At 58.5% G+C, this 24,500-nt stretch carries 21 protein-coding genes and 5 pseudogenes; 16 read left to right on the forward strand and 10 right to left on the reverse strand.

Annotation, left to right across the window (positions count from 1 at the left end; translation table 11 throughout):
* Positions 1–19: 19 nt before the first annotated feature.
* From JNO50_RS07380 to JNO50_RS07395, 4 genes are all read left to right on the forward strand, one after another.
* The gene (locus JNO50_RS07380; RefSeq protein WP_189535589.1) at positions 20–547 is read left to right on the forward strand and encodes a cysteine hydrolase family protein; all 528 of its coding nucleotides are present in this window, start codon (positions 20–22) and stop codon (positions 545–547) included.
* A 95-nt stretch (positions 548–642) separates the two neighbouring features.
* Positions 643–1,149, forward strand: a complete 507-nt coding sequence (locus JNO50_RS07385) for a GNAT family N-acetyltransferase (RefSeq protein WP_189535591.1) — start codon at positions 643–645, stop codon at positions 1,147–1,149.
* A gap of 413 nt (positions 1,150–1,562) precedes the next feature.
* Positions 1,563–2,180 (forward strand): HEAT repeat domain-containing protein, encoded by a 618-nt coding sequence (locus tag JNO50_RS07390; protein WP_189535593.1) that lies wholly within the window; start codon positions 1,563–1,565, stop codon positions 2,178–2,180.
* Between the two features lie 265 nt (positions 2,181–2,445).
* Positions 2,446–4,212, forward strand: coding sequence for a hypothetical protein (locus JNO50_RS07395; protein WP_189535595.1), 1,767 nt, complete (start codon positions 2,446–2,448; stop codon positions 4,210–4,212).
* Positions 4,213–4,591: 379 nt separating this feature from the next.
* Here JNO50_RS07395 and JNO50_RS07400 read toward each other — a convergent pair whose 3' ends face one another.
* The gene (locus JNO50_RS07400; protein WP_189535597.1) at positions 4,592–5,326 is read right to left on the reverse strand and encodes a peptidylprolyl isomerase; all 735 of its coding nucleotides are present in this window, start codon (positions 5,324–5,326) and stop codon (positions 4,592–4,594) included.
* Between the two features lie 710 nt (positions 5,327–6,036).
* Here JNO50_RS07400 and JNO50_RS07405 point away from each other — a divergent pair.
* The 8 genes and pseudogenes from JNO50_RS07405 (at position 6,037) to JNO50_RS19235 (ending at position 12,097) form a co-directional block, all read left to right on the forward strand.
* Positions 6,037–6,891, forward strand: coding sequence for a formylglycine-generating enzyme family protein (locus JNO50_RS07405; RefSeq protein ID WP_189535614.1), 855 nt, complete (start codon positions 6,037–6,039; stop codon positions 6,889–6,891).
* A gap of 53 nt (positions 6,892–6,944) precedes the next feature.
* Positions 6,945–7,490, forward strand: a complete 546-nt coding sequence (locus tag JNO50_RS07410) for an RNA 2'-phosphotransferase (protein WP_189535616.1) — start codon at positions 6,945–6,947, stop codon at positions 7,488–7,490.
* Between the two features lie 53 nt (positions 7,491–7,543).
* Positions 7,544–8,402: pseudogene (locus tag JNO50_RS07415) on the forward strand (IS5 family transposase); the annotation flags it as partial.
* A gap of 50 nt (positions 8,403–8,452) precedes the next feature.
* Positions 8,453–8,935, forward strand: a complete 483-nt coding sequence (locus JNO50_RS07420; protein WP_189535618.1) for a hypothetical protein — start codon at positions 8,453–8,455, stop codon at positions 8,933–8,935.
* A gap of 108 nt (positions 8,936–9,043) precedes the next feature.
* Positions 9,044–9,385 (forward strand): annotated as a pseudogene (locus tag JNO50_RS07425) (transposase); the annotation flags it as partial.
* A gap of 91 nt (positions 9,386–9,476) precedes the next feature.
* Positions 9,477–10,696, forward strand: a protein-coding gene (locus tag JNO50_RS07430; protein WP_215796520.1) for an IS3 family transposase whose coding sequence is annotated in 2 segments (ribosomal slippage) — positions 9,477–9,810 and positions 9,810–10,696 — 1,221 coding nt in all. Because the reading frame shifts where the segments join, the coding sequence is not laid out codon by codon here.
* A 78-nt stretch (positions 10,697–10,774) separates the two neighbouring features.
* Positions 10,775–11,374: pseudogene (locus JNO50_RS07435) on the forward strand (IS5 family transposase); the annotation flags it as partial.
* A gap of 366 nt (positions 11,375–11,740) precedes the next feature.
* Complete coding sequence (locus JNO50_RS19235; protein WP_189535970.1) at positions 11,741–12,097, forward strand: TNT domain-containing protein; 357 nt, start codon at positions 11,741–11,743, stop codon at positions 12,095–12,097.
* Positions 12,098–12,538: 441 nt separating this feature from the next.
* Here JNO50_RS19235 and JNO50_RS07445 read toward each other — a convergent pair.
* Positions 12,539–13,507: pseudogene (locus tag JNO50_RS07445) on the reverse strand (IS481 family transposase); the annotation flags it as partial.
* 144 nt (positions 13,508–13,651) lie between these two features.
* Here JNO50_RS07445 and JNO50_RS07450 point away from each other — a divergent pair.
* Together JNO50_RS07450 and JNO50_RS07455 are read left to right on the forward strand one after the other, a co-directional pair.
* On the forward strand, positions 13,652–14,008 hold the full coding sequence (locus JNO50_RS07450) for a hypothetical protein (RefSeq protein ID WP_215796521.1): 357 nt from the start codon (positions 13,652–13,654) through the stop codon (positions 14,006–14,008).
* 8 nt (positions 14,009–14,016) lie between these two features.
* Positions 14,017–14,511, forward strand: coding sequence for a hypothetical protein (locus JNO50_RS07455; protein WP_189535966.1), 495 nt, complete (start codon positions 14,017–14,019; stop codon positions 14,509–14,511).
* Between the two features lie 223 nt (positions 14,512–14,734).
* Here the strand turns inward: JNO50_RS07455 and JNO50_RS07460 are convergent.
* The 4 genes and pseudogenes from JNO50_RS07460 to JNO50_RS07475 form a co-directional block, all read right to left on the reverse strand.
* Positions 14,735–15,829 (reverse strand): annotated as a pseudogene (locus JNO50_RS07460) (IS3 family transposase); the annotation flags it as partial.
* A gap of 427 nt (positions 15,830–16,256) precedes the next feature.
* On the reverse strand, positions 16,257–16,661 hold the full coding sequence (gene msrB, locus JNO50_RS07465) for a peptide-methionine (R)-S-oxide reductase MsrB (protein ID WP_189535982.1): 405 nt from the start codon (positions 16,659–16,661) through the stop codon (positions 16,257–16,259).
* 10 nt (positions 16,662–16,671) lie between these two features.
* Positions 16,672–17,316 (reverse strand): histidine phosphatase family protein, encoded by a 645-nt coding sequence (locus JNO50_RS07470; RefSeq protein ID WP_189535964.1) that lies wholly within the window; start codon positions 17,314–17,316, stop codon positions 16,672–16,674.
* The gene (locus tag JNO50_RS07475; RefSeq protein WP_189535962.1) at positions 17,316–18,683 is read right to left on the reverse strand and encodes a deoxyguanosinetriphosphate triphosphohydrolase; all 1,368 of its coding nucleotides are present in this window, start codon (positions 18,681–18,683) and stop codon (positions 17,316–17,318) included. Before JNO50_RS07475 ends, JNO50_RS07470 begins: the two co-directional genes overlap by 1 nt.
* A 99-nt stretch (positions 18,684–18,782) precedes the next feature.
* Here JNO50_RS07475 and JNO50_RS07480 point away from each other — a divergent pair, with 99 nt between their 5' ends.
* Positions 18,783–19,406: a helix-turn-helix transcriptional regulator gene (locus tag JNO50_RS07480; protein ID WP_189535960.1), complete on the forward strand. Its 624-nt coding sequence runs from the start codon at positions 18,783–18,785 to the stop codon at positions 19,404–19,406.
* 146 nt (positions 19,407–19,552) lie between these two features.
* Complete coding sequence (locus JNO50_RS07485) at positions 19,553–20,758, forward strand: MFS transporter (RefSeq protein ID WP_189535958.1); 1,206 nt, start codon at positions 19,553–19,555, stop codon at positions 20,756–20,758.
* A gap of 58 nt (positions 20,759–20,816) precedes the next feature.
* Here the strand turns inward: JNO50_RS07485 and JNO50_RS07490 are convergent, their stop codons facing one another.
* From JNO50_RS07490 to JNO50_RS07505, 4 genes are all read right to left on the reverse strand, one after another.
* On the reverse strand, positions 20,817–21,656 hold the full coding sequence (locus JNO50_RS07490; RefSeq protein ID WP_189535956.1) for a dienelactone hydrolase family protein: 840 nt from the start codon (positions 21,654–21,656) through the stop codon (positions 20,817–20,819).
* 4 nt (positions 21,657–21,660) lie between these two features.
* Positions 21,661–21,975 carry a hypothetical protein gene (locus JNO50_RS07495; RefSeq protein WP_229804855.1) on the reverse strand — a complete coding sequence of 105 codons (315 nt, stop codon included), beginning with the start codon at positions 21,973–21,975 and terminating at the stop codon, positions 21,661–21,663.
* 82 nt (positions 21,976–22,057) lie between these two features.
* Positions 22,058–22,585 carry a C40 family peptidase gene (locus tag JNO50_RS07500; protein ID WP_189535955.1) on the reverse strand — a complete coding sequence of 176 codons (528 nt, stop codon included), beginning with the start codon at positions 22,583–22,585 and terminating at the stop codon, positions 22,058–22,060.
* A complete protein-coding gene (locus tag JNO50_RS07505) occupies positions 22,582–24,492 on the reverse strand; it encodes an ATP-binding cassette domain-containing protein (RefSeq protein ID WP_189535953.1) in 1,911 nt (636 codons plus the stop codon). The genes JNO50_RS07500 and JNO50_RS07505 overlap by 4 nt, the downstream gene beginning before the upstream one ends.
* Between the last annotated feature and the right edge of the window lie 8 nt (positions 24,493–24,500).

Consider the following 24,500-nt stretch of genomic DNA (forward strand, 5'->3'; position numbering starts at 1 on the left):
CTTTCTTTTTGGGGGGATCATGACGGATACGGCGTTACTCATCATTGATGTGCAAGTCGGGGTTGTCGACGGCGAGTTGCGGGCGGCCAGGCTCGACTCCGTGCTCGCCAATCTCAATCTGGCCATTGCCCGTGCCCGCGAGCGCGGTTATCCGGTCATCTTTGTCCAGCACGAAGAAGAGGACCTTCCGCACGGTTCGCCAGGGTGGCAATTGCACCCGGGGCTGGCCCGGGAGGAGGGCGATGCCTGCGTCGGCAAGCGGTATGGCGACAGCTTCTGCGATACCGGTCTTTCGGCGCTGCTGACCGACCACGGCGTCGACCGCTTGTGGGTGGGGGGCTGCGCGACGGACTTCTGCGTGGACAGCACCGTGCGCAACGCGGTGTCGCTTGGCTATCAGGTCACCGTCATTCGCGATGCGCACACCACGCTGAGCGCCTTCGACCTCGACGCGGAGCAGGTCATCGATCACTTCAATGCGGTCTGGAGCGCCACCCGGGCCACTCCCGAGCCGTTGCGCGTCGTGCCCGCCGCACAGCTCGAGTGAACCGAACAGAGCGGACGTTATCCCGATCGACCGGAGGGAGGGAACGAACGCCGTACCAAGAGAAGCCCGCCCATGGCAAATACAAAGGGAAGCCGATGAGAATCGAGCAACTGAGCACGGTATCTGAAAGCCGTGATGAATTGGTGGCCTTGTTGAATGACTGCGTGGCGGACGGTGCGTCCGTGGGGTTTGTTGCGCCGCTGGAAACCGGTGAAGCGGAGCGTTATTGGCAGGAGGTGGACGACGGTCTGGCCAAGGGGGAGCGCACGCTGTTGGTCGCGCGCGAGGGCTGCCGCATCGCGGGCGCCGTGCAGATCCATTATTGCCCGAAGAAAAACGGCCGTCACCGCGCCGAAGTGGAAAAACTGATGGTGCACACCGCGTTTCGCCAACGCGGCATTGGGCGGCAATTGATGACCGCGCTGGAAAGCCGGGCGCGGGCGCATCAGCGCACCCTGTTGGTTCTCGATACCCGCAGCGATGACACCGCGTCCCTGTTGTACCGCAAATTGGGTTATCAGGAAGCGGGGCGGATTCCCCGGTTCGCCCTCAGTTCCGACGGCGTGTTAAACAGCACCACCCTGTTCTACAAGCTGTTGTAGCGCTCGCGTTCAGCTCAACGCGTGATCCGCCGAGTTCCCCGGAGGCAACCACCGGGGAATGGTGTTTTGGGCCGATGCCAGGGTTCCCTGCAGCGCTGACAACAACCGCTGCGGCCGAACTCTTGATCGAAATCAGGCGTGGCACCTTGTCGGCCAATGCGGTCATTCATGACAATGTGATAGCATGACTGCTATCGGCCAGAAGTGGACGTCGGGGAAATTGCTCCAAAGCAGCTGTAGGCAAGAGAAGCTCATAGAATGACGGTCAAGAGTACCGCCGGCACAATCCCTACGCCATTGGTTGCGCCACGTATGTAGGTAGTCACTGATTTTCAATCAATCATCCCGCCGGACCTGCGCGGAAAATCGCACCGTCCAGTAAGTTCAAACGTTAGGCATCACGGGACAGGTAGATGCGTGCAACGCTGACAGAATTGATCGAACGAATGACTCGTTCAGAAGAAGTAACCGACAGCAGGAATTCTGTCTCGTGGCAGGCACACCGCGAAGCCGAGAGGCTGACCGACGTAGCACTTATAGACGAGCTTCTAGGCTTTTTGGCGCAAAAACCTAAGAAGGATGAGCGGTCGGCCGCGTACTTCATCATGGGAAGCATCGGTATGAACTGCCAAAACGCTCTCTGTGCATCTCGGCTCCTCTCTTTCGTTCCAAGTGAGTCAGATAAGTACGCTCTTGCCTGCATCCTGGAAAAGCTTGCTGATATCCAAAAACCGGCAGAAGTTGATTTGACCCCGGTGTTCTCGCTACTGCGTGACAAGCGGTGGCTTGTGCGCCATGCGGCCATCAAAGCGCTAAAGAAGAGCGCAAGTTCGGCCGCAGAAGACAATTTGCTTGAGCTCTTGTCCACGAGCAGCGATCCCCACGACATGATCTACTGTCATGCTACGTTGAATCAGATCGGAACGCGCAAGTCCCTGGACGCTCTTCAACGTGGAGCCACATCACGGAAAAGAGACGTGAAGCTGTCGGCGCTCGCAGCTATAGCAGCAATTGAGGCGCGTGATGCCTGACTCTTCATTCCAGCGGACGTTAACGTCCGCATTCCGACGCGCCGACCGTCACCTTAAGGTCGATAGTTGTTTCTCCCATTGGACGACCTGTGCGCCACTGACGGCCAAAGTACGGCACTCGTCGGTGGCTGCTCTCGGATACTCGCTTCCCTCCCAACTTGCATCGATAGCGCTGGTCTACTATCAGCAAGCAACTCCAACATAATTCCGACGCGAGCTGCTGGATCAAAGTTACGGCAGCTGACATCACGAAGAGAGCCAACACATGAGTGAAGCCTGGATTCTTCAATCGTCTGACATTCGGCGTCAGTTTTCTCGCGCAACGTGGGTCCCCCTTCGTGCGTCGCTCGATGACGAGAAGGGCAATGTAAAAGATGTAGGGTATGTCGGCGACGTATTTGCCTGCGGATCCGTCGCCTTTCCCAAACAGCATCATGAACTCGCCGAACGCTTGAGTTGGAACGACATCGGCATAGGGCACTCCGTGGCTCCGTATGCGTATTCAGACGGCCACTACTCTCCGATTGAGGAGTATCAGTACAACGACAAGGAGCCCGTCGGGATTAATCTCGTTTTCGAGCATCCGCAGCCCGTGGTCGGTGGTCGACAGTGGATCCTGAGTCCGGATCTCGTGGTCGCGCTTCGCCTGATCAAGGAGGGTGCGAACTGGGTCAGGCCAGAAGAGGATTTTGTGGTGGTTGCCAGAGAAGCGGTGGATAGCGATGGCAGCCATCGCCTAATAGAAATCAAGCGCGAGTTCCTGATGGATTATCTGGCTGCGCGCGGTTTATCCCTTCGTCTCTCCTATTACCGCCAGCGGGTGGAGAATGTGGCCGACCTTATGGATAGCCCTTATGCTGGCCTAAGTGAGATCCAGGAGCAACGTGAAGGTGGAAGGTACGAGCTGCGCATCAATGAGCTGAACGCCGTGTTCGGCGGGAGCTGGGCGTCGTTTCGAATGTGGCGCACCGATGTCGACGAGGAGGAAGACGCCCCGGTCATGGGGCCTGAGACGGACGACAACATGGCTTCTGAAAGCGCTAGGGGCCATCGGAGTGGCTACCCCGGTGTCCGCGTCGAAGGCGAGTTCTGGCGAGAAGAGTGGATCGAACATCAGGAAAAAAGCACGCGGGTGCGTGGGGACGAGGATAAGAATCTGCCGCACTTTATCGTCGACACCGACGGCTCACGCAAGTTTTCGGCTGAGCTCAACAACGAAGACGTCGGACGATGGCTCTGGTTTCGTCCGTCCGTAGTCAACGAACTCTTGAGCCATCGAGGCTTCTCCTTGGATTGGTACACGGCTGAAACCGGCGCAATCAAATCCACTTCTGGGTATTCAACCCATTTTGGTATCAACACCTCGGAACTCATAACCGTCTACGCCTACGACATTGCAAAGCTGCCAGCTTGGGAGCAGTTCCTCTGGGCAGCGAGTAACGTCGCGCCGGAGGGCAAGGTCAGTGCGGAGCTGCTCGCCTCACAGGTCAAAGCTCAGCCAGCGGGCACCCACGCCGTGGAGGAGATGTTGTTCGGGTGCATGCGACTACTGGAAGCCGAGTTTCGCAAGTCGTTCGATACCTCACTTTTCTCGCATGAAATTGACGATGCCACGTCAATGCAGCACATCTCTCGCTTTGCAAGCAAGGACCAAGCCTCACTCTTGCGACTGGCCAAGGAACTTGTCCGCGTCTTTTCGGACCGACTCGACGTGCGCGCACTTCGAAAACTGTCCAGTCACCCCGACAAGGAGAAGCTGGGCTCCAACAAATTATTGGAGAGCATCGTCGCCCAGAAGGCTGGCGAAGCGCGTGCACGCGAAGTCTTCGCTGCCATCGCCGGAGCCTACGACATGCGCCTTGGCGACGCGCACCCGACCAGCTCGAAGATCGGCGATGCCCTCAAGCTCGCTGGCATCGACACCGCGGCGTCGTATCTGCGACAGGGCGAGCAATTGATCCGTAACTTCGGCCACGCCGTTTGGTGCACTGGGAGTCTGCTCTTCGGAGACCACGCAAAGGGCAAGGGATAAGCCGTTCGCCGTCGGACGGTCTAATGGAGGAGGTCGGCGGATCAGCGATAAGCCGCGGCGATCCGCCTGAAGCGGTCACCAGCCTTGCGAACGGAAGTGATGGTTTGTGGCCGATAGCGGACGTCGGGGGGCACCATCGGCTTGTCCGCTAAGGCCGATAACCTCCCATCAGGTCACGAAGTGCGCCTCTTGGCACATGGCGGCGGGGTGGCTGCGAAATTACAGAAAGAGATCACGCTGCGCGGTTCCATCGCTGTCCATGTGAGGAAAACCAGGAAACCGCGGTCTGACTTGAGTTTGATCACGGACATCCTCTGTTTTGCCAAGCCGAGAAATCGTTACCGGTGACTCGGCTCTGGCCTGGGAGGATGTCAATGCATTACAGCGACGGCATGGCGTAGCCTTCGATTTTTGCGGCGTTTACCAGACCGCTCAGGTACTGATGCATCATTTTGCTGCCCGCCATCTGGGTCAGGTATTGCTGCAAACGTTCCTTGACGTCGTCAAAACTGATCTGTTCGCCCGCGTGGCGTTCGTTGACCTGGATGATGTGATACCCGAACTGGGTCTGAACCAGATGCGGGGTGATCTGGCCGGCCTCGGTGCTGAAAACGGCCTGTTCGAATTCCGGAACCATTTGGCCGCGGCCAAAGCGGCCAAGGTTGCCGCCCTGCTTGCCCGACGGGCAGGAGGAATGCTGTTCGGCCAGCGTGGCAAACAACGACGGTCCGGCTTGAACTTCGCCGAGCACGCCTTCGGCCTTGGACTTGGTCAGCATGTTGGACAACTCGTCACCGCCGGTCAGCGGGAACAGGATGTGGCTGGCCACGGCGGATTCGCCGCTGCTGAAGCGTTCCGGATACTGCTCGTAAAACTCGCGGCAGGTGGCTTCATCCACCGGCTCGACGTGAATTTCCTTGTCCAGCAGCGCGCCAATGGCTTCCCTGGTATCGCCGGTGTCCAGACCTTCGGCACGGGCCTTTTGCAGCAACAGTTCGCGCAGAATCAGTTCCTGGATGGTGGCCTCGCGCGGCTCGGGTGCATCGGCATGGTGGCTCTGCTCGGCCTGGATCATTTCTTCGGTGATTTCGACGCCGTTAACGAGAATGGACATGTGATTTTCCTGAATGAAAGGGTGGAACGCTGCAAAGGTATACGGCGTGTTGAACAAACAGCCTAGATGAGGCCAATGCGGTGAATGTCAAGAGGACGGGTGCGCGATACGTGATCGCAAGCGGCGGTTGCCGTCATTAAGGAGTCTGTTGCGGGTGGTCAGGAAAGACTCGAGAGCATTCTGCGCATCTTCGCGATATCAGTCTGCTCTGCGCTCATAATCCTCCGCAGGACTCCCCCTGTCATGGAGATCCGCTTGGGTCGGGAAACCGCCGTGCTATTGTAGGGATGCTCTGAATAAGTTGATTTCACCCGCCCCAGATGGCTGAGTGCGTGCGATTTGTTCTCGAGCAACTCCATCTTGGAGTTTCCTGCCCGCCCAAGCTGATGCTCGGCACTGGATGGCGCCGCTAGGGTCGCAACCAGACCATGAAATCCGACCGGAGTTCGGGCCGAAATAGTTACACCACCTTGACGGACTCAATCCTTTGAATCACCGGTTGCATTTTCGGATGTGGGGACAAAAACAACCTTTTATAAAGGCGACTCACCTGATACCTGGGGCCAGGCTGGTATGATCAGATCCCTGCAGCAGCAAGAGAGATTTGGTCAATTTCCAATAACGGGCAATTCCGATTTGCCTGTCTTCACGTTTAAAGATGCGAATGATTGGGCAAAGTACCTCAATCATTTGGAAAGGCTGGGTAATCAGTGAAAGTAAATGAGAGAGCAGATGCTTTAATTGACCTGTGCGTCAAATATGTTGATTATTTAAGTGCGGGTGGCGATGGCGAAAGTGGATTGGCTTTAAGTAAAGCGTTGGAAAATTACGGATTACCGCTTCATGCCCGGGCCTTGTCTACTTATCTCGAGATGGGGGACTGCGTAGGTGCTTTGGCGCTTCCTGCTCCGTGGGCTGCATCCGCGTGTTATTTGGCAAAGAACCCTCCGCAGAATGCTCAGGCATTAGATGTGTGGTTTGATCCATTTGAATTGAGCTTCATGATGAGGAGCGTCAATCCGCCGGGGTTTGGTAGATCGACAATTGGGTGGATTTCAATTGGCCCCGTTTATTACTGGCAATATCATGCCTTTCAACAACTGGTTAAGTATACGAAGAGAGATACCTACTTCCCCTGCAAACCTGATTTATTGGCTTCACGCCCCTTTGGAGTGGATGAGTCGGATTATGCGACGGATATTTATCATGCAGAGGCTTCTGCTTATGCTCTTTGGCATGGTAAGTGGCTTACTTCTGGATTGCGTGCTGAAGCATTAGTTGGCGCCCTGCCGGAAGCGCAGTTGAGTCAAGTGGTCTTGCGTAATTTGTATTTTTGGGATACGAGTCCTGGTGAGAAAGAGGGGGATTGCTCTACCTTTGGGCTAATGAGTGATTTTACTATTGGTCGCTACTCACTTGGCGAATGGGATAGGTCAAAGAGTATAGGGTTTTTTACGGCAATATCCGATCAAGTTGGCCTTCTCCCTGACGAGGCTGTTCCGCGTGATTCTGGTGAATACGTTGAACTGCTTAATTGTTCGAGAAAAGTCTTGACGGGAAAATAATGTCAAATGAATTTTTCAATTAAGCTCATTAATAGAAAAGCTGGGGTGGGCTAATGGATACGGGAAGTATTTCAAAATTGGTATCCCATGCCCTTCGCCACGAACCTTGGCTTTATGAGCTGGAACTCGACGACAAAGGCTGGGTGCCGGTTGAGGAATTGCTGTCCGCCTCGCGTTCAGAAAAGCCAGAGTGGTCGGCCTTGAAAGAGCCCGACTTGGCGGCAATGATCGCGAACTCGGACAAAAAGCGGCATGAATTGCTCGACGGTAAAATCCGGGCCCTTTATGGCCATTCCGTGCCGAATAAATTGCTTAAGCAGCCAGCGGAGCCACCGGCCGTGCTGTACCACGGCACGTCACCAGAAACGGTGGCGTTGATACGGGCGAGTGGCTTGCAACCGATGGACCGGCAATATGTCCACCTGTCGGTGGATACCGCGACGGCGGAGCAGGTCGGTCGCCGCAAGGCCCGATTCCCAGTACTGCTGGAAGTGCAGGCAAAGGTTGCAGCTGCAAACGGTGTGGCCTTCTATCGCGGTAACGATTTGGTCTGGTTGGCAGATCAGGTGCCGGTGCAGTTCATCGAGTTCCCTGATTGATTGTTTACGGCTTTGTTGTATAACCCCGCCACCCGCTGCGGTATGCTAAGGCGATGAACACCACAGCACCCCAGAACAAGAAGCCCAAGCAACGCTACACGACCACCAACTGGCATGACGACGACGCAGCGCTGACCGCACGCGGATCGCTGCTGGTCTGGCTCGACAAAGACATGCAATGCCGAATCCACCAGCAACAACGGCCGGCCAGCCAACTACACCGACGCGGCCATCCAGTTTTGTCTGAGTATCAAATGCCTGTTCAATCTGCCATTGCGCCAGAGTCTGGGCATGGTGCAAAGCCTGCTGCAATTAGCCGGACTCGACTGGCCGGCGCCCGATCACTCCACCGTATGCCGTCGCCAGCGCACCTTGCAGGTCAAGATCGGCTATCGCCGCAGCAACGGCCCACTGCACCTGCTGGTCGACAGCACCGGCATCCAGTTTCTCGGCGAAGGCGAATGGAAACGCAAAAAGCACGGTGCCGAATATCGTCGCCAGTGGCGCAAGGTACACCTTGGTATCGATGCTGAAACGCTGGAAATTCGCGCCATCGAGGTGACGGGCAATGGTGTGGGAGATGCATCGATACTGTCGGAGCTGTTGATGCAGCTGCCGGCGGATGAACCCGTTGCCACGGTGACGCTGGATGGCGCGTATGACACCCAGGGCAGTTACGCAGCGCTACTTGAACGGGGAATCATGCCCGTGATTCCGCCGCGCAAGAACGCCAAGGTGTGGAAGTCGAAAATTGTCGGCAGCGAGGTGCGCAATGCAGCGATTGCGGCATGCAAGCGTGTGGGCCGTCGAATCTGGAAACGCTGGAGCGGCTATCACCGCCGCAGTCTGGTGGAAACGAAGATGCACTGTTTCAAGCGGTTGGGTAGCCGGGTGATGGCGCGCACCTTTGACTGACAGGTGGCGGAACTTCAGGTGCGTGCAGCGCTGTTGAGAGGTTAGGTATGGAAACAAAAATTAATTTTCACTCTCTAGAACATTTTAACTTTATTAAACAGAATGTGTTGGATGTGATAAATTTTACTCGGGGTGAAGATGTAGCAATATTGCGAAGCAAAAATTGGATTTACGCAACTCTTGATGATAAACAAATCCTTGATGAAGATGCGAGAAATTTGGCGTGTGCATTAAGTGGAATAGATTGCGATGTTGCATATTTTGGTTGGATTTGTGAATTTGAGAAGGAAAAAAATTTTGATATATATAAGTTTCAGGTTGATTGTGAATCGATTGTAAGTATTCAAAGGCCGGAATCTCCTCTCGATAATATGGCTAGTGTTGTTTTTGGAAGGTATCCGTTAAGATTTTGTATCGTTAGGCCAGATACATTTGATAAGTTGCTTTATGTTGTGGGTGAGGAGAGTTTTGTGCAAAGGTGTTGCGGAGCACCTGGCTGGAAAATATTCAATAATGTTACGAGTAGATAGGTGTCTGGTTTCGTGGAGCCTGTCAGAATTTCTTGTGATATGAGGTCATGAGATGATACGGCTTTGTTGCACAAATCCGCCCAGGCCCAGGCTTGGTAGAATGATGGCATGGCCAAGCCCGTCCCTACGAAGTACAAAACCACCAATTGGTCAGCCTACAACCGCGCCCTGATCCAGCGCGGTTCCTTCTCTGTTTGACTGGATCGAGACCTGGCCTGGCAGGCCAAGCCCCAGGGCAAGCTCGGGCGGGCGCAAACCTATAGCGACGCTGCCATCCAGTTCTGCCTGACCATCAAATGCCTGTTCGGCTTAGCGCTCAGGCAGTCCATCGGCTTCGTGCAAAGCCTGCTCAAACTCGCGGGCCTCGGCTGGACGGCTCCAGACTACAGTACGGTATGCCGCCGCCAGAAAACGCTACAGGTCAACATCCCTTATCGCCACAGCCACAGCCACAGCCACAGCCACAGCCACTGGATGAGCCCCCTGAAACATAGGACACCGATTCCCGCTTAGAATAAGGGATAGGTTCAAGGCTATGTTTATGACTAACACCAACAACAAGACAGACGTACTCGGACCCGAGCGCCGCCGCCGCTGGAGCATCGAGGAGAAGCAGGCCATTGTGGCCGAAAGCTTCATGCCCGGCCAGTCGGTTTCCCTCGTGGCCCGTCGTCATGGGCTCAATCCCAATCAGCTCTTCAAGTGGCGCAAACTTTATCAGGAGGGCAGTCTATCGGCGATTGCCGCGGGTGAAGAAGTCGTGCCGGCCTCCGAGTTGGCGTCAGCCATCAAGCAAATACGCGAACTACAGCGACTCCTCGGCAAGAAGACGATGGAGAACGAAATCCTCAAAGAAGCCGTGGACATCGCTCGCACAAAAAAGTGGATTGCGCGCTCACCCTTATTGCCGGGGGAAGACCAGTAGCCCCGGTCTGCACTTCGCTCGGGTTGGCGCGCTCGAACGTGATTCGCCGTGCGTCGCGTCCTGTTGATTGGCGCGATGGTCGTTCTTGTCGATCGACCGATGATAGCGAGTTGGTCAAAGAGATCCAGACCGCCATTTCGCCGTTGCCCAGCTACGGCTACCGCCGGACGTGGGGATTGATTCGGCGACAGCGAGAGGCCGGTAACTTGCCACCGGTCAACGTGAAGCGCATTTATCGCATCATGCGTCAGCATGGTCTGCTGCTCCAGCGGCGGCTCAAACAACCGGGTATCCCGCGCAGGCATGAGGGGCGCGTTGCTGTGACCACCAGTAATCGCCGCTGGTGCTCGGACGGCTTCGAGTTTCGCTGTGATAATGGCGAAAAGCTGCGCGTCGTCTTTGCGGAGGACTGCTGCGACCGTGAAATCATCAGTTGGACAGCCTCGACCGGTGGCTACACGGGTGACATGGTTCGAGACGTTATGTTGGAAGCGGTGGAAAAGCGCGGCATTCAGTTGGGTATTTCGCCGGAGGTGGAATGGCTGAGCGACAATGGTTCGAGTTATATTGCCGCCGATACTCGGCGGTTTGCGCGAGAAATCGGCCTCAAGCCGGTAACCACGCCGGTCTGCAGCCCGCAGAGTAACGGCATGGCGGAAAGCATGGTCAAGACGCTGAAGCGAGACTACGTCGGCCATATGCCGAAACCGGACGCCCATACGGCTTACCGGAATCTGGCGATGGCTATTGAGCATTACAACGAGTTTCATCCGCACCGCGCGTTGAAATACCGATCTCCACGAGAGTTTCGACGCCTGGCGGTTTCATCAACTTAAGCGTTGGTCGGTGTCCTGTTATACGGGGGTAAATCCAGCCACAGCCACAGCCACAGCCACAGCCACAGCCACAGCCACAGCCAGGGCGCTTTGCATCTGTTGGTGGATAGCACTGGCATCAAGATGCTGGGCGAAGGCGAATGGAAAACCAAGAAACATGGCGCGGAATACCGCCGCCAATGGCGCAAAGTGCATCTGGGCATCGACGCAGAAACCTTGGAAATTCGGGCCATTGAGGTCACCGACAACCGACAGGGGGATGCACAGATGCTGCCATCCCTACTGCAACAAATCCCGCCCAATGAACCCGTTGCCAGCGTCAGCGGCGATGGCGCTTACGACACCAAGACCTGCCATGAAGCCATTGCCGCACGCGGCGCCGATGCGCGCATCCCCACCCGCAAGAATGGCAGGCCATGGAAAGGGACATCGCCGGGCGTGTTGGCGCGCAATGAGATTCTCCGAGCCACGAAACGGCTGGGCCGGGCGATCTGGAAGCGCTGGAGCGGCTACCACCGCCGCAGCCTGGTGGAAACCAAGATGCGCTGTTTCAAACGGCTGGGTGAACGAGTGATGGCCAGAGACTTCGACCGCCAGGTGGCGGAGCTGCAAGTGCGCGCCGCCATTCTGAATCGCTTCAGCGTGCTTGGCCGACCGCAAACGGTGGCTATGGCATAAATCTGCCTAGGGAAAGGGGAAGCTCAATCCTCGGCCGATTTATGCAACAAAGCCCTAGCTATCCAAAGTGGTGGTAGTGGTATCTGATATTTTTGCAGCAAAGAAATACCTTCTCATTCGATATGAATAAATTATATGATTTATATAACCTCATGTGGGTACACAAAAACGGGATGACCAGCTCCCATTGCCTGCACCGTTGGGAATTCTCTGACCACGCACCGGCTGACCAACGACTTCGACCAGGCGAAAGTGCAGAACGCGCTGGACGTGACCATGGCCTTCCAGCAGCAGGCCAGCACCTTCGTGGCGAACCAGATCGCCAAGGAAAAGACCCGCAGCTGAACCTGGAAAAAGCGCTGGCCGATGGATTCAAGGCATACTCAACCTAACTATGGCGCATTGGGCGGGAATTCACCATTCACCCTATTGTCCGGTACGAAGATTGACCGTTTTGGGTCTGACTTTGGTAGCTTTTTGTCGCCAACAGGTACGTCATACGGGGAAAGAGCATTGAGGCCGGGGACCTTGCGAGCACCATATTCAGTATTTGAAGTTACATCGCGGCTTGAAGTTGAAGCCGGGACTATAGCCCCATGGTTTGGTGAGGTGGGGATGGGGACGCAGTACAAGCTCCTTGGTGATTCTCGGGTAAAGGACTTGCTGTCTAGCGGACAACTAAAGCAAATATATAGGGGGCCATTAAATGGATATAACCACTAGACTAAAACTTATACGTACCTTGCAGGCGGCGGGAGTTCGACCCAGTTCCTACAGTGTATTTGGCCCTGAAGATATGGCGCTCTGCTTAGAAGACTCTGGTAATGGTTGGGAGGTTTTCTACTTTGAACGTGGCGGAAAGACCTTCTCTAAAAAATTTCAAACTGAAGCCGAGGCGTGTACTTACATGTACCACGAGCTAATAAGGGATAAAACAGCTTTTATGTAGGTGATAAGTAAAAATTGGCTAGCTTAAAATAGCTGGCCAATTCATTTTTTCCAAAAACGGCAGGGCTTATCGGGCGCAATGTATGGGTTGATGCAAGTGAAATTCGGTGGTCGCAGGAAAGCGTCAGTTATGCAAAGCCTGAAAATGCATACCGCATTCAATACAATCTTGATACCGCATCGGCGCAGTTCAAGGCGTACGCTAATGCTATACATGTCCAGTCCCGGACGATTGCTAACGCACTTTTTGAATAATTCAGGGCGCTGTTTTTGCCACTCCTTCATGGCCTGAATCGATGTTCGATGTTGCAGCGCCAATTGCGGTAAGTGCTGATTGTAGAGCAGTACATAGCGCTCCAGCGTCTCGGCCAAGTCCTTGCCGGATTCGAAGCGGTGCGTCGCCAGCACGTCGCTGATCCGGCCGTTAAAGCGTTCTACCATCCCGTTGGTTTGCGGGGGGCGCGGTTTGGTCAATCGGTGCTCAATCCCGAGCGCAGTGCACAGCAGATCGAATTCGTGTTCACCACTCGGTTGCTTTTGCTTGGTGAACAGCCGGTCGGTGAACTCACTGCCGTTGTCGGTCAGGATCGTTCGGATATGGCACGGCACCGCCCTTTGCAGGGCGGTTAGAAACGCTCTGGCGGTATGGGCCGTCTTGTTCGACTTAATCTGCACAAAGACCCAGCGTGTGGCGCGGTCGATCGCAACGAACAAGTCGCGGCGGGATGTTTCGTCCGGCATCTGCGGTAAGTATTTGACGTCGATGCGAAAGGAACCCGGATCGTACGCCTTGAATGGCTTGCTGAGGCGGTTGGCCGGCGCGGACGAGGGCTCTAGATCACGCAGGTTGCCTACGCCGTGGCGACGTAAGCAGCGGTCCAGCCCGGAGCGGGAAACGTCGGGATTCAGGAACTCGTGCACGACGACCAGCAGGTCATCCAGGCCGAGCTTGAACAACTTGCGCAGTTCGACCGCGATGTGCTCCTGGGCCGGTGTCAGCCGGGTTTGCAGCCGATGGGCCGTGTGCGAGCGGTCTTCAACAGAGTCACGATTCCGCCACTTGATGATGGTGGGGATGCTGACGTTGAAGCGTGCCGCCAGTTCGGCCAAGGTGCCGGTTGCGTTGCGAATTTCCTCGCGGATAACCGGCGTTGTGCGGGCTTGTTTGTGCAGTTTGACGATCATTGTTGTTGCTGTTGTAGGGCGTGCAGAAGCCTACCCATACCTTCCCGGGCGATGGCAAGTTTCTCAAAGCGTTTGCTTATATGATCATCCGGGATGCGACAGCTAAGCCCGGTATTGGAGTTTGATGCCCATGGAAATGAGATCATGTATCGTACGATGTCGGAAAGACAGTTTGAACAATTCTCAAGAACTGGCAAATTGCCCCCTACTACGGAAACATCAATATCACCCTCTGTAGCCTATTCGTCGAAATATGACGGTGTGACGGTCAAAATTACGGTGACACCAGGAACATCAGCTCAGCTCCAAGAAGTTGGTATAGCGGCAAATAAACCAGCCAAAATTCAGTTCCCCACCATGTCAACGCAGACAGGGCCATGGATGCAGTCTAATGCGCGTTTTAAGGTGGAGGGCGGTCAGATGACGACACAGCTTGGACAAGGCAGAGCGATTGATATATTTAATAAGAATATTGTGGACTTTGAACTAATTCATAAATGAGGTTGCTAATGCTGCTTAACTTGGAAAAATCAGGTGTGCCAATGAAAAGGATATACCTGCTTTCAGAAGAGCTAAAGAATGATCCTGAGCAAATTGCTTTAGCACAGGCGTTGACGATGAATACTTCTAGACCGACGTTGGGTCTTAAAGGCACATATGGGCTTTTTGGATCGCATGAATGGTGGGAAAACATTGAACAGCATAAAATTCCGCTGCTGTTTGTTTCCGGCATCGTTCTCCGCGTGTATATCGCCGGTCAGGATGGCTATGAAAACAACACTGTTGATTTGCTGATGGAAGATGGTTCTGTGCGTGATGCTGGAATCTACGTCAATGATAATAGGGATATTCCTCTCGTTCGTGTTGGTTGTCGAGTGGAGCTTGTCTATGTCCTTGATGAGCTGAAAAAACAGCCTGCGCCAAATGGTGGAGTAAATTACTCCAAAATTGCGCTGGAAATGGCAGTATCATCGCAGCCGGTCGAGACGTTATCAGCCAGGTAGAGTTGGCTGGCCGGAGGTCATGCCCGCGTGTTGAGTGGGCGGCATCCGTCTGATCGTGGTTGGAGATGCGCCGATTGTCGATTCTGAGCTCGTCTAGGCTCTGTTTGCTAAGGCCCTCAAATATCGTCGTATCATTGATCTGCCCCCGCCAGCCATACCAGCAATCAGGAGAGAAGTCCCAGGTTTGCATGGTGGTGGAACCTGCTGATCTTTGGCTTGCTACTTGTGCCTGGCGATGGCGTGCCGCAAATTCCGCAGGCGGTATCCGGCCAATCGATCCATGGGGACGGACTTGATTGTCCATCGTCCCGCCACGCGGAGATGATCTGCCTGGCCTCCGCCAGCGAATCAAAGACATGCTCGTTCAGGCATTCGTCGCGGAGTCTGGCATTGAAGCTTTCGATGTAACCATTCTGCATCGGCCGCCCTGGTTGAATCAGGATGTGGCGGATGCCGCGGCTTTGCGCCCAGCCCATGAATGCCCGACTGGTGAACTCTGGCCCATTGTCCGTCCGGATCGCTGACGGATAGCCGCGAAATTGCGCCGCCTGATCCAGCATCCGCGTGACGTATTGACCGGACATCGAGAAATCCACCGCAATCTGCACCGCTTCGTGGCTGAAGTCATCGGCGACCGTCAGGCATTTCAAGCGCCGACTACTGGCTAACTGGTCGCTGACAAAATCCATGCTCCACACCTCATTCCACTGCGTAGTGGCTTGCAGCGGCGTGCGCACGCCGGTCAGCTTGCGCCGACGGTTACGCCGTCTAACCGCCAGACCTTGTTCGCGATACAAGCGGGACACCCGCTTGGGGTTGATGCCCGGAAACTCGATGCGCAATAGGTCATGCACCCGCCGATAGCCAAAGCGGCGGCGCGTGTGGGCGATATCGATGATGCGCGCGGTCAGCCGATGCGTGAATGCATCGGTTTGCGGCGGATGTCGCCAGGCGTCTCGGGAAAGCCCCACAAGCCGGCAAGCGCGGCGTTCCGACAATGCCAGTCCGCTGCTCAGCATGAGGCGGATGGCCTGCCGCTTGGCTTGCGGGGCTAGCGCTTTACCCCGAAGGCGACCTTGAGGGCTTCGATATCGAGGTGGGCTTCGGCCAACAATTTCTTGAGCCGGGCATTCTCGGCTTCCAGATCGCGAGCGCGCTGCAATTCCGCGACGTTCATGCCGCCGTATTTGCTTCGCCATTTGTAGAAGGTGGCTTCAGAGAAGCCTCCCTGGCGGCAAACCTCCTTGATAGCCATGCCGAGTTCGGCCTGCTTGAGAAAGCCGATGATCTGCTCTTCGGTGTATCTGCTCTTCTTCATATCCGTCATTTTCCTTCAAGTGACGGACTTCTCTCTACTTTTGATTGGTAGGGACTGAGGGGAGCAGATCAAAAAACATGAATTAATAGTGAGAAACAGGGGGGGCGGAAGGAAGATTTTGTATATTCTGCCTTATTTTATGTTCTCTGCATTTTTGACTAGGTCATTATGTCCTAGGTGCTAGGGCATAATGACCTAGTCTTAGATTGTTGTTTTTTTGCTAATTTCCACTAAAGAACGAATAATATATTTCTAGGGCGATTTTCTTTTAAATTTATAAAAAAAGCCAAGGGGATGAGGAAGTAGATGGTTTTAACTGGTGAAAGGGAAAATTAAACGGAGCATAACCTGTAGTGGTTATGCTCCGTTTTGGTGCGTATTTCACTATATGCACAATGTTTTCAGTTGCTTAGGAAACCTACACGTACTATTTCCCCACAGCCCCCTCGAACTTCATCGCCACCGAGTTGATGCAGTAGCGCTCGCCGGTGGGTTCGGGGCCGTCGGGAAATACATGTCCCAGGTGGGCGTCGCAGCGTGCGCAGCGCACTTCGGTGCGAACCATGCCGTGGGAGCGGTCCTCGATGCGCACGGTGGCGCCGCTCAGGGCCTCTTCCCAGAAGCTCGGCCAGCCGCAGCCCGCGTCGAACTTGCTGTCCGAGCGGAACAGCAGGGCGTCGCAGCACACGCAGCGGTAATCGCCCCTGTCGTTGCGGTAGTAGAGTTCGCCGCTGAACGGACGTTCGGTGCCCGCCTCGCGGGTGACGCGATAGACTTCCGGCGGCAGTTCCGCGCGCCATTGCTCCTTGCTTTTGGTGACCTTGTCGCTCATCGCCGGATCCTCACAGTTCGTCAAGGCTTTCGGCCAGGTGCGATTCATCGCCCCAGCGCTCCAGACGCCAGCTTCCATTGGCGTATTCCAGCCAGTTCAGCGCGGCGTTGGGGATGGTGAAATCCCGTTTTTTGCTCAATTCCATGCCGGTCGCCAGGCGGTAGGCGATGTCGAGCACGCCGCCGTGGCAGACGATGAACAGCGTCTGGCCGGGGTGTTGGCGGGCGCAGGCATGCATGAAGCCGGTCACGCGCGCCTGAAAGGCGAGCAGGCTTTCACCGTTTTCCGGGGTGAAGTCCGGCTCGCGCCTGGCGTAGCGGGCATAGGCCTCGGGATGGCGTTCGGCCGCTTCTTCGTAGGTCAGTCCCTGGAACAGCCCGAAGTGCCGCTCGCGCAATGCCGGCGCGGTGTTGAGCGGCAGGTTCTGCCACTGGGCGACCGGGCGGGCGGTGGCCAGCGCCCGCGAAAGGTCGCTGCTGTAAACGGCGTCGAAGGACAGGCCTTGGTGCCGCAGCGTGCGGGCGAGGCGTTCGGCCTGCTCTTCGCCCGTGATGTTGAGCGGAATGTCGGTCTGGCCCTGCAGGCGGCGTTCGGCGTTCCAGGCGGTTTCCCCGTGGCGCACCATGCAGACGCGCACCTTCTGTCTGTCGTTCATCACAAAATTCCTACGCCGGAAATTTCCCGGGCCAGATTGGCCGCGGTGTTGTCGGTCATGGCGCCGACGAAGTCCAGCACCCGCATGTAAGCGAGGTAGCGGCTGCCGTCGGGCACCAGATCATGGTTCATCAGGTCCAGCGCGAGGCGCTGGCGGTGGGTGAGGGCGCCCGGCCCGTTGGTTTCCAGCGCCGCCACGGCGGGCACCAGCGCGTCGAGCAGGGTGGCGAGGCACGGATAGGCCGCCAATTCCGTCACCAGCTTGTTGCGGTGACGGTAAACCTTGTTGCTCGCCAGCTCCTTCGCGTTGAGGAGCGCCCGCTGGATCGCCGGTTCGCACACATTGATCAGGTCCTTGGCCGGAAACGCGCCGGCCAGCAGCGAGTCGTGATGCAGCATGAACTTGTCGGCGACCTCGGTCACGCAGCGGCCGACCGCGATGCCGCGCAGCATCGCGCATTTTTGCTTGATATCGTGGATGGACCAGACCCGTTCGTATTCGGCGAAGCCGGCGAACAGCGCTTCGAACTCCTTGACGTCGAGGATGCCGATTTCCACCGCGTCCTCAAGGTCCAGGATGGCGTAACAGATATCGTCCGCCGCCTCCATCAGATAAGACAGGGGGTGACGCGCCCAGACAGTTTCACCCTTGCGGATCAGCCCCAGTTCGTCCGCCACGGCGCGGAAGTAGGGCAGCTCCGTCTGGTAGATATTGAACTTGTCGCGCTCGCGGGCTTCGTCCTTATCGGAGGTCCAGGGGTATTTGAGCAGGCAGCCCAGCGCCGCCGACGTGAGCCGCATGCCGCCTTCGCGCACGTACATTTCGAGCGTGGCGAGCATGCGCAGGCCATGGGCGTTGCCCTCGTAGGTTTCGATGTCGCGCCGTTCCGCGAGGCCAAGGCCGTCGAGCCAGTGCCGGTTGCGTTCGGCGCGGAACCAGTCGCGCAGCGCGTATTCCCCCGTGTGTCCGAAGGGCGGGTTGCCGATGTCGTGTGCCAGGCAGGCGACCTGGACCGCCGCGCCGATGTCGTGGGCCGTGTAGCCCGCGGGCAGGAGGCCCGCGTGCTGCATCATGGTGCCGACCCGGTTGCCCAGGCTGCGGCCGACACTCGCGACTTCGACGCTGTGGGTCAGCCGGTTGTGCGTGTGGTCGTTCTGCGCCAGCGGATGCACCTGGGTCTTGCGCCCCAGACGGCGAAACGCGCTGGAAAACACCACCCTGTCGTGGTCGATATGAAAATCCGTGCGCAGCCCCGGCATGCCTTCCTCGGTGGCGGGCGTGCGGGTCGGCATGACCTCGCCGTCGCGCACCTTGAAACGGCGGCTGGAGAGCAGGTCGCTCCATTGCATGGGGTTCTTGGCGCTCATTGAGTCGGCTGGCGATGATGTGGACGGTTCCATCATAAGGCAATTCGCTCGTGAAATGGGTATTATGGAAATGTCTATCGTTCCGGATTCCCGCTTTTCATGACCACTGCCGAACGCCTTTTGTTCCTGCTCAAGACCCGTGGTCCGGAGTCCGCCCAGATCCTGGCAAAGATTCTCGGTCTTACCGCGATGGGTGTGCGCAAGCAACTGTTGCTGCTCGAAGAGAAAGGCCTCGTGGCGTCCGCCGACGAGCGCCGCGGCCCCGGGCGGCCGACCCGCATCTGGAGCCTTTCCGCGCAAGGGCAGCGGCGTTTCCCCGACCGGCACGCGGATCTGGCCGTCGACCTGTTGCGGCAACTGCGCGCCGAATTCGGCGAAGAGGGCGTGGCTCGGCTGGTGTCGGCCCGCGAGCGCCAGGCCGAATGCACGGCCCGCGAGGCGCTGACGGGCGCCGCCGATGTGGAGGACAAACTGGGGCGTCTGGCCGCGTGGCGCCATGCCGACGGGTACATGGCGCATGTGGAGCGCGAAGCGGACGGCTCATGGCAGCTGGTCGAGCACCACTGCCCGGTCGCGGCGGCGGCCGGCGAGTGCGGTCGGTTGTGCGAATCGGAACTGGCGTTGTTCCGGCGGCTGCTGGGTGAGGGGGTCGAGATCGACCGGACCGAACACCTGATGGCCGGCGGCCGTTCGTGCCGCTACCGCGTGGTCGTCAAGGTTTAGTCACCGAATGCGTTTGGGCATCCGCTCTTCTTCATTACCGTCATTCTCTCTTCAGCGACGGATCCGCCCTGCTTTTGACGGGTAGAGGGGCGCACACCGTCTTCGACGCTCGACACGAAAACCGCTGGCCATACAGAAAGATCGTCATGCCCAAGCCCTCCGCAACACTTGGCAAGATGCCTGCCGGCATCTGGATACTCGGTTTTGTGAGCATGCTGATGGACATCTCCTCCGAAATGATCCATAGCCTGCTTCCTCTTTTCATGGTGGGCACATTGGGCGCGAGCGCCTTCATGGTCGGCCTGATCGAAGGGTTCGCCGAGGCCACCGCGCTGATCGTCAAGGTGTTTTCAGGGGCGCTGAGCGACTACCTGGGCAAACGCAAGGGTCTGGCGGTCTTCGGCTATGCGTTGGGCGTGTTGGCCAAGCCGCTCTTCGCGGCGGCTCCCGGCATCGGCATCGTCTTGACGGCCCGTTTGCTGGATCGCATCGGCAAAGGGGTACGAGGGGCGCCGCGCGATGCGCTGGTCGCCGACATCGCCCCGCCAGAGGCGCGTGGAGCGGCCTTCGGTCTGCGCCAGTCGCTCGACACCGTGGGCGCATTCCTCGGGCCGCTGTTGGCCGTCATCTTGATGCTGCTGTGGGTCGACAACTTCCGCGCCGTGTTCTGGGTGGCTGTCGTTCCCGGGCTCCTGGCCGTGTGCCTGTTGATGCTCGGTGTGCGGGAGCCGGATCATCATGTCGGTATGAAGCGTAACAACCCGATTCGCCGTGAGAACCTGAAGCGCTTGAGTGGCGCTTACTGGTGGGTGGTCGGGATTGGCGCGGTGTTTACGCTGGCGCGTTTCAGCGAGGCGTTCCTGGTGCTGCGTGCCCGGCAAGGAGGGATTCCCGTTGCCTATGTGCCGCTGGTGATGGTGGCCATGAATGGGGTGTATGCCGCCTCGGCTTACCCATTTGGTGAACTGTCCGACCGGGTGCGCCACTCGACGTTGTTGTCATGGGGTCTGATTGTGCTGATCGCGGCCGATTTGGTGCTGGCCGCGAATGACCATTGGCTAACCGTTGCCATTGGCGTGGCTCTTTGGGGTGTCCACATGGGGATGACACAAGGCTTGCTCGCCACCATGGTGGCGGACACCGCCCCTGCCGATCTCCGCGGTACGGCCTACGGCTTCTTCAACCTGGTCAGCGGCATCGCCATGCTGATGGCCAGTGCCGTTGCCGGGCTGCTATGGGACTCTCTGGGCGCTTCCTTCACTTTCTACGCGGGGAGCGGCTTTTGCCTGTTGGCTCTGGCCGGTCTCGCGGTGAAAGCCCGCCAGTTCTCCCGGACCCGAATGGTGTCGTGACATAGCGCTCATCCGTCGCCTCATCGTGGCGGCGGTTCTTGCCGCCTTCGCGCGGCCGTCAAGGCTTGACGCCGTTGGCGGCGAACCAGGCGAGCATGCGCGCCCAGCCGTCCCTGGCCGCTTCCGGGTGGTAACCTGGCCGGTAGTCGGCATTGAAACCATGCCCGGCGCCGGGGTAGACCACGATACGGCTCGCCGTGCCCTCCAGCGCCGCGCGCATCGCGTCGACCTGCGGCTTGCCGATACCGGTATCCTCCGCGCCGTAGAGTCCCAGCACCGGAATCCTGAGTTTCCCGGCGATATCGACCGGCTGCGTCGGCGCGAGCGCGGTGCGTTCACCGTCGAGCCGTCCGTACCAGGCGACGGCCGCCTTCACGGCCGCCTGCCGGGCCGCGTAAAGCCAGGTGATCCTGCCTCCCCAGCAAAATCCCGTGATGCCGGCCCGCCCGTCGTCCGCGCCGTGGGCGGCCGCCCAGGCGAGGGTGGCGTCAAGATCGGCCATCACCTGTTCATCGGGCACCCTGGCGACGATGCCCGACATCAGGGTCGGAATATCGTGGATCAGTGACGGATTGCCTTGTCGGAAATACAGCTCCGGCGCAATGGCGAAATACCCGGCATGGGCAAGACGCCGGCACAGGTCGCGGATGTGCGCGTGCACCCCGAAGATCTCCTGCACAACAAGAATGACCGGCAGCAGTCCCGATGGTTTGGCCGGGCGTGCGACATAGGCGGGCAGGGTGCCGTCCGGGCGCGGGATACCGACGTTGTCGGTGACAAGACCGGCGGCGCTGGTGGTGATGGTGGTCGCGGACACCGGCAGGACGGCCAGGGCGAACCCCGCCGAGGCGGCCGCGCCAAGCCGGCGGCGGGTGGCGTCGGGAGACACGGCGCGCATGGCGTCAGGTCTTGCGGGTGGGAGTGGTGCCGTTGGGCAGCGAGAACGGATCGTCCCCTTCGTCGCCGGCCTTGGCCGGCAGGGCGCAAAAGCCGTTGATCTCGCTGCCGGGCTTTTCCAGAAGAAGCACGATGCCGGTATTGAGCGCGCCAAGCGCCCAAGTGACCAACATGAAGAGCGTATAGGCCGCGCGCTTGTCCTCGAACAGCTGGACGCCGTGCAACTTCAACTCGAATGGATCGAAAACGGAAAAGAACGCCGCCGTGGCCAGACAGGCGATCATGAAAGACGGCCAGAGCAGCAGGATCGCTCGTTGCATGGTGGGTTCCCGGGGGTGGCGTTAAGCTGAGAATAGACAAGCCCCCGGGAAATAGCAAAACCCGCCTGTCATTTCGGCGGGCTCAGTCGAACAGCGTGCGGGCACCTTCGAAGCGGGCCGAGAAATAGCTGTTGTCCAGCCGGTCGACGCGGATACTGCTGTTGGTTCGCGGCGCATGGACGAATTTGCCGTCGCCGATGTAGATCCCCATGTGCGAGAACGACCGGTTCATGGTGTTGAAGAACACCAGGTCGCCGACCTGCATGCTTCCGGAGTCGATCGGGCGCGACAGCGAGGCGATCTGCGCGGCGTTGTGCGGCAGCTTGATGCCGACCGCGTTGCGGTAGATGTAGCTCACCATCCCGCTGCAATCGAGTCCGGCTTCCGGATTGCCGCCGCCGAAGCGGTAGTTGAGGTCCAGCAATCCCAGCGTGTACATGAGGATTTCCCGGCCGGCGCCATCGGCGCGCAGCCCGGACAGCGCCACCGAACGGTCGGCGGGACGTTTGGGCGTCCACTTGCGCGGCGGCGGCGACGAGCAGGCCGCGAGCAACGCGGCCAGGAGCAGCCAGGGGGCGTGACGGCGAAGTCTTGCCAGCGTGTCGCTCATTTGTCTTTCGACTCCAGTTCTTCCCAGCGGGCGAGTTTCTCCAGGAGCAGTTCCTCGATCCGGTCGATCCGTTCCTGCCAGGCGCGCGCCTCGAGGGGGCGGTCGCGAAAGCAGGTCGGATCCAGCAGATTCCCGGTCAGCTGAGCCTGTTCCGCTTCGAGCGCGGCGATATCGCCGGGCAGGGCGGCCAGCTCCCTGGTCTCATTGTATGACAGCTTGTTGCGGTTTGTCCGGGAGCGTTCCTGGCGGGATTTTTCGGTGGGCGGCGCGGCGCGCGGGGCCTCCTTTGGCGCCATCGCCGCCATGCGTTCCTTGGCGTCCAGCCAGTCCTGATAGCCGCCCGGCGACTCCTCCAGGCGCCCGTCGCCCTCGAAGGCGATGACCTGGGTCACGACATTGTCGAGGAACGCCCGGTCGTGGCTGACCAGGAACACCGTGCCCGTGTAGCCGGCCACCAGTTCCTCGAGCAGCTCGAGCGTGTCGATGTCCAGATCGTTGGTCGGCTCGTCGAGCACCAGCACGTTGGCCGGCCGGGTGAAGAGGCGCGCGAGCAAGAGGCGGTTGCGCTCCCCCCCGGACAGCGAGCGCACCGGGCTGCGCGCGCGCTCCGGCGAGAACAGGAAGTCCTCCAGGTAGCTCATCACGTGCTTGCGGGCGCCGCCGATGTCGAGGAACTCATTGCCCTGGCTGATCACGTCCACGACCGAGGCGTTTTCGTCGAGCTGCTCGCGGAACTGGTCGAAATAGGCGATCTGCAGGTTGGAGCCCTGGCGCACCGTGCCGCTGTCGGCCCCGATCTCGCCGAGGATGAGCTTGAGCAGCGTGGTCTTGCCCGCGCCGTTGGGACCGACAAGGCCGATCTTGTCGCCGCGCAGGATGCGCGTGGTGAAGTCGCGGATGATCGTCTTGTCGCCGAAGGATTTCGAGACATGCTCGAGTTCCGCGACAAGCTTGCCGGAGCGCTCGCCGGCGCTCAGCTGGAACTGGATCTGGCCGACGCGCTCGCGCCGCGCGCCACGCTCCTTGCGCAGGGCCTCCAGGCGCCGCACGCGTCCCATGTTGCGGGTGCGGCGCGCCTCGATGCCGCGGCGGATCCAGGCTTCTTCCTGGGCGTGGAATTTGTCGAAAACCCGGTTCTGCTCCTCCTCGGCGGCCAGCTCCTCGGCTTTGCGCGCCTGGTAGGCCGAGAACGAGCCCGGGTAGCTGCGCAGGAGGCCGCGGTCGAGTTCGACGATGCGCGTGGCCACGCTGTCCAGGAAGCGCCGGTCGTGGGTGATCAGCAGCACGCTGCCGGCGAAGTTCCTGAGCAGGTTTTCCAGCCAGACGATCGCGGCGATATCCAGGTGGTTGGTCGGTTCGTCCAGCAGCAGCACGTCCGGGCGCGAAGCCAGCGCGCGCGCCAGCGCGACGCGTTTTTTCCAGCCGCCGGACAGGCTGCCGATGGTGACGTCGGCGGGCAGGCCCAGATGGCCGAGCGTTGTGGCGATCAGACTGTCGAACTGCCAGCCGTCGCGGGCTTCCAGTTCGTGCTGGATCGGCTCGAGCTCGGCGAGCAGCGCGGCGTGATCGGCGCCGGCGTCCTGCAGTCCGCGGGTGAGCTGGTGGTAGCGGGTGAGCAGCGACTTGAGTTCGCCCAGCCCCTCGGCCACCGCCTCGAACACGGTGTGTCCGGGGTCGAACTCCGGTTCCTGCGGCACATAGGCGACCCTCACGTCGCCCTTGCCGTTGATCCGCCCGTCGTCCAGCGCGATCTGGCCGGCGACCGCCTTGAGCAGCGACGATTTGCCCGCGCCGTTGCGGCCGATCAGGCCGACGGTTTCGCCTGCCTCGAGAGAAAAATCCACCTTGTCCAGAAGAGCGTGGTGGCCAAAGGCCAGGGAGGCCTGTTCGACGGTAATGAGTGCCATGGATTCCG

The organism is Paludibacterium paludis (assembly GCF_018802605.1).
Classification (GTDB): Bacteria; Pseudomonadota; Gammaproteobacteria; order Burkholderiales; family Chromobacteriaceae; genus Paludibacterium; species Paludibacterium paludis.

What these genes read in the sequence shown, in the direction of transcription:
- JNO50_RS07380 (WP_189535589.1), top strand. Translation starts at nt 20, where the DNA reads ATGACGGATACGGCGTTACTCATCATTGATGTGCAAGTCGGGGTTGTC.
- JNO50_RS07385 (WP_189535591.1), top strand. Translation starts at nt 643, where the DNA reads ATGAGAATCGAGCAACTGAGCACGGTATCTGAAAGCCGTGATGAATTG.
- JNO50_RS07390 (WP_189535593.1), top strand. Translation starts at nt 1,563, where the DNA reads ATGCGTGCAACGCTGACAGAATTGATCGAACGAATGACTCGTTCAGAA.
- JNO50_RS07395 (WP_189535595.1), top strand. Translation starts at nt 2,446, where the DNA reads ATGAGTGAAGCCTGGATTCTTCAATCGTCTGACATTCGGCGTCAGTTT.
- JNO50_RS07400 (WP_189535597.1), bottom strand. Translation starts at nt 5,326, where the DNA reads ATGTCCATTCTCGTTAACGGCGTCGAAATCACCGAAGAAATGATCCAG.
- JNO50_RS07410 (WP_189535616.1), top strand. Translation starts at nt 6,945, where the DNA reads ATGGATACGGGAAGTATTTCAAAATTGGTATCCCATGCCCTTCGCCAC.
- JNO50_RS07420 (WP_189535618.1), top strand. Translation starts at nt 8,453, where the DNA reads ATGGAAACAAAAATTAATTTTCACTCTCTAGAACATTTTAACTTTATT.
- JNO50_RS19235 (WP_189535970.1), top strand. Translation starts at nt 11,741, where the DNA reads ATGGATTCAAGGCATACTCAACCTAACTATGGCGCATTGGGCGGGAAT.
- JNO50_RS07450 (WP_215796521.1), top strand. Translation starts at nt 13,652, where the DNA reads ATGTATCGTACGATGTCGGAAAGACAGTTTGAACAATTCTCAAGAACT.
- JNO50_RS07455 (WP_189535966.1), top strand. Translation starts at nt 14,017, where the DNA reads ATGCTGCTTAACTTGGAAAAATCAGGTGTGCCAATGAAAAGGATATAC.
- msrB (WP_189535982.1), bottom strand. Translation starts at nt 16,661, where the DNA reads ATGAGCGACAAGGTCACCAAAAGCAAGGAGCAATGGCGCGCGGAACTG.
- JNO50_RS07470 (WP_189535964.1), bottom strand. Translation starts at nt 17,316, where the DNA reads ATGAACGACAGACAGAAGGTGCGCGTCTGCATGGTGCGCCACGGGGAA.
- JNO50_RS07475 (WP_189535962.1), bottom strand. Translation starts at nt 18,683, where the DNA reads ATGAGCGCCAAGAACCCCATGCAATGGAGCGACCTGCTCTCCAGCCGC.
- JNO50_RS07480 (WP_189535960.1), top strand. Translation starts at nt 18,783, where the DNA reads ATGACCACTGCCGAACGCCTTTTGTTCCTGCTCAAGACCCGTGGTCCG.
- JNO50_RS07485 (WP_189535958.1), top strand. Translation starts at nt 19,553, where the DNA reads ATGCCCAAGCCCTCCGCAACACTTGGCAAGATGCCTGCCGGCATCTGG.
- JNO50_RS07490 (WP_189535956.1), bottom strand. Translation starts at nt 21,656, where the DNA reads ATGCGCGCCGTGTCTCCCGACGCCACCCGCCGCCGGCTTGGCGCGGCC.
- JNO50_RS07495 (WP_229804855.1), bottom strand. Translation starts at nt 21,975, where the DNA reads ATGCAACGAGCGATCCTGCTGCTCTGGCCGTCTTTCATGATCGCCTGT.
- JNO50_RS07500 (WP_189535955.1), bottom strand. Translation starts at nt 22,585, where the DNA reads ATGAGCGACACGCTGGCAAGACTTCGCCGTCACGCCCCCTGGCTGCTC.
- JNO50_RS07505 (WP_189535953.1), bottom strand. Translation starts at nt 24,492, where the DNA reads ATGGCACTCATTACCGTCGAACAGGCCTCCCTGGCCTTTGGCCACCAC.